The 2,131-nt window shown below is 65.9% G+C and carries 2 protein-coding genes and 1 pseudogene; all 3 read right to left on the bottom strand.

Going from position 1 to position 2,131, the window contains the following annotated elements; genetic code table 11:
* Positions 1–1,293: pseudogene (locus RTO53_RS19910) on the bottom strand (aconitate hydratase B); the annotation flags it as partial.
* Positions 1,294–1,357: 64 nt separating this feature from the next.
* Positions 1,358–1,756, bottom strand: a complete 399-nt coding sequence (locus RTO53_RS19905; protein ID WP_256777494.1) for a type II toxin-antitoxin system VapC family toxin — start codon at positions 1,754–1,756, stop codon at positions 1,358–1,360.
* A gap of 7 nt (positions 1,757–1,763) precedes the next feature.
* Positions 1,764–1,988: an AbrB/MazE/SpoVT family DNA-binding domain-containing protein gene (locus tag RTO53_RS19900; RefSeq protein WP_256777493.1), complete on the bottom strand. Its 225-nt coding sequence runs from the start codon at positions 1,986–1,988 to the stop codon at positions 1,764–1,766.
* Positions 1,989–2,131 lie beyond the last annotated feature (143 nt).

Here is a 2,131-nt window from a genome sequence, read left to right as displayed (position 1 = left end):
GCAGGCCAGGTCCTTCAGCTCGTCGCGGGTCATCGGGCCGGTGGTGTCCTGCGAACCCACCGAGGTCATCTTCGGTTCGCAGTAGGTGCCCGGGCGCATGCCCTGGCCTTCCGGCAGGCCACAGGCGCGGCCGACCATCTTCTGCGCCAGCGAGAAGCCCTTGCCGGTGTCCGGCGGGTCCATCGGCAGGCGGAACAGATCGGTCGGGGCCAGGCCCAGCGCTTCGCGCGCCTTGGCGGTCAGGCCGCGGCCGATGATCAGCGGAATGCGGCCACCGGCGCGCACTTCGTCGAACAGCACGTCGGACTTGACCTTGAACTCGGCGATGACCGCACCGTCCTTCAGTGCCTTGCCGTCGTACGGGCGCAGCTCGATCACATCGCCCATGTTCATCTGCGACACGTCGAGTTCGATCGGCAGCGCGCCGGCGTCTTCCATGGTGTTGTAGAAGATCGGGGCGATCTTCGACCCCAGGCACACGCCACCGAAGCGCTTGTTCGGAATGAACGGAATATCTTCGCCGGTGAACCACAGCACCGAGTTGGTGGCCGACTTGCGGCTGGAACCGGTACCGACCACGTCGCCCACGTAGGCCACCAGGTGGCCCTTGTCCTTCAGCGATTCGATGAACTTCACCGGGCCGCGCTTGCCGTCTTCTTCCGGCTCGATGCCGTCGCGCTTGTTCTTCAGCATCGCCAGCGCATGCAGCGGGATGTCCGGGCGGGTGGTGGCGTCCGGGGCCGGCGACAGGTCGTCGGTGTTGGTTTCGCCGGTCACCTTGAGCACGGTGATGGTCAGGCTTTCGGGCACCTGCGGGCGGCTGGTGAACCACTCCGCATCGGCCCAGCTCTGCAGCACGCCCTGGGCGTTGGCATTGCCGGCCTTGGCCTTTTCCTGCACGTCGTGGAAGGCATCGAATACCAGCAGGGTGTTCTTCAGCGCATCGGCGGCGATCGCACCGACGGTGGCGTCATCGAGCAACTGGACCAGCGGGGCGACGTTGTAACCGCCGAGCATGGTGCCCAGCAGTTCGGTGGCGCGCTCGCGGCTGATCAGCGCATTGACTTCGCTGCCCAGCGCGATCGCGGCCAGGTACGAGGCCTTGACCTTGGCGGCATCATCGACGCCGGCCGGCACGCGGTGGGTCAGCAGTTCCAGCAGGAACTCGGCTTCCCCGGCCGGCGGGTTCTTCAGCAGTTCGATGACGTCGGCCGTCTGCTGGGCGCTCAGCGGCAGCGGCGGGATGCCAAGCGCGGCGCGCTCGGCTACGTGGTGGCGGTAGGCTTCCAACATGACAACTCCCGGGAAATTCTTTGAAAAAACTGCGGTTGAATACAGCGGTAAACGTTGCGTGGGCTCAGGCTTGCGGCACGATCAGCTTCAGGCCCTTGAAGTAGTCGCGAAAAAACGTGTCGTTCCAGGTGATCAGCCCATCGCACTGCAACAGCGCGTGCGAGCCGACCATGAATTCGTCCAGGCCGCGCCTGCCGGCGCCGCGCTGGCGGTGGCGGCGGTGCATTTCGCCGGCACGCAGCGCGGACTTGGCTTCCAGCGGGCTGAAATGGATGCCCATTTCCTCCAGCGCTTCCTGCACCTCGGCCCCGCCGCGCAGCGATGCGCAGATCTCGGCCAGGGTCACCGCGCAGATCACCACGCGCCCGCCGACCAGGCTCTGGCGCAGGTACGCCTCCACGGCGTCGGCCTGCGGGCCGTTGCTGAGCAGTTCGATCAGGACCGGGGAATCGACAGCGATCATGCCGCGCTCATTCCTCGTCGCGGACCGCGTCGACGGCGGCCTGCGCCGAATCGAAGCCGTCCAGGGCGAATTTGCCGCGGGCGCGCGAGATCGCATCGTCCACGCTCTTGCGCAGGATGATCCGGCTGCCGTCCAGCTCGACCTTCAACTGGGTGCCCTTGGTCAGGCCCAGCGCATCGCGGACCGCCTTGGGCAAGGTGATCTGCCCGCGTTCAGCTACGGTGGCTTCCATGGGGTACGCCTCAAAAAGTATGTATGAATTGTACGTACTTGATCGATGCAGGGCAAATCGATGTTCTGTGACTGGCAACGCGGGCACGACGGCACCGTGCCGGATAGACTGAACGGCAGGCAACCCTGCCCTGGCAGCCGCAC

Source organism: Stenotrophomonas sp. (genome assembly GCF_031995405.1).
Classification (GTDB): domain Bacteria; phylum Pseudomonadota; class Gammaproteobacteria; order Xanthomonadales; family Xanthomonadaceae; genus Stenotrophomonas.
This window is presented reverse-complemented; position numbering and strand designations above follow the sequence as displayed.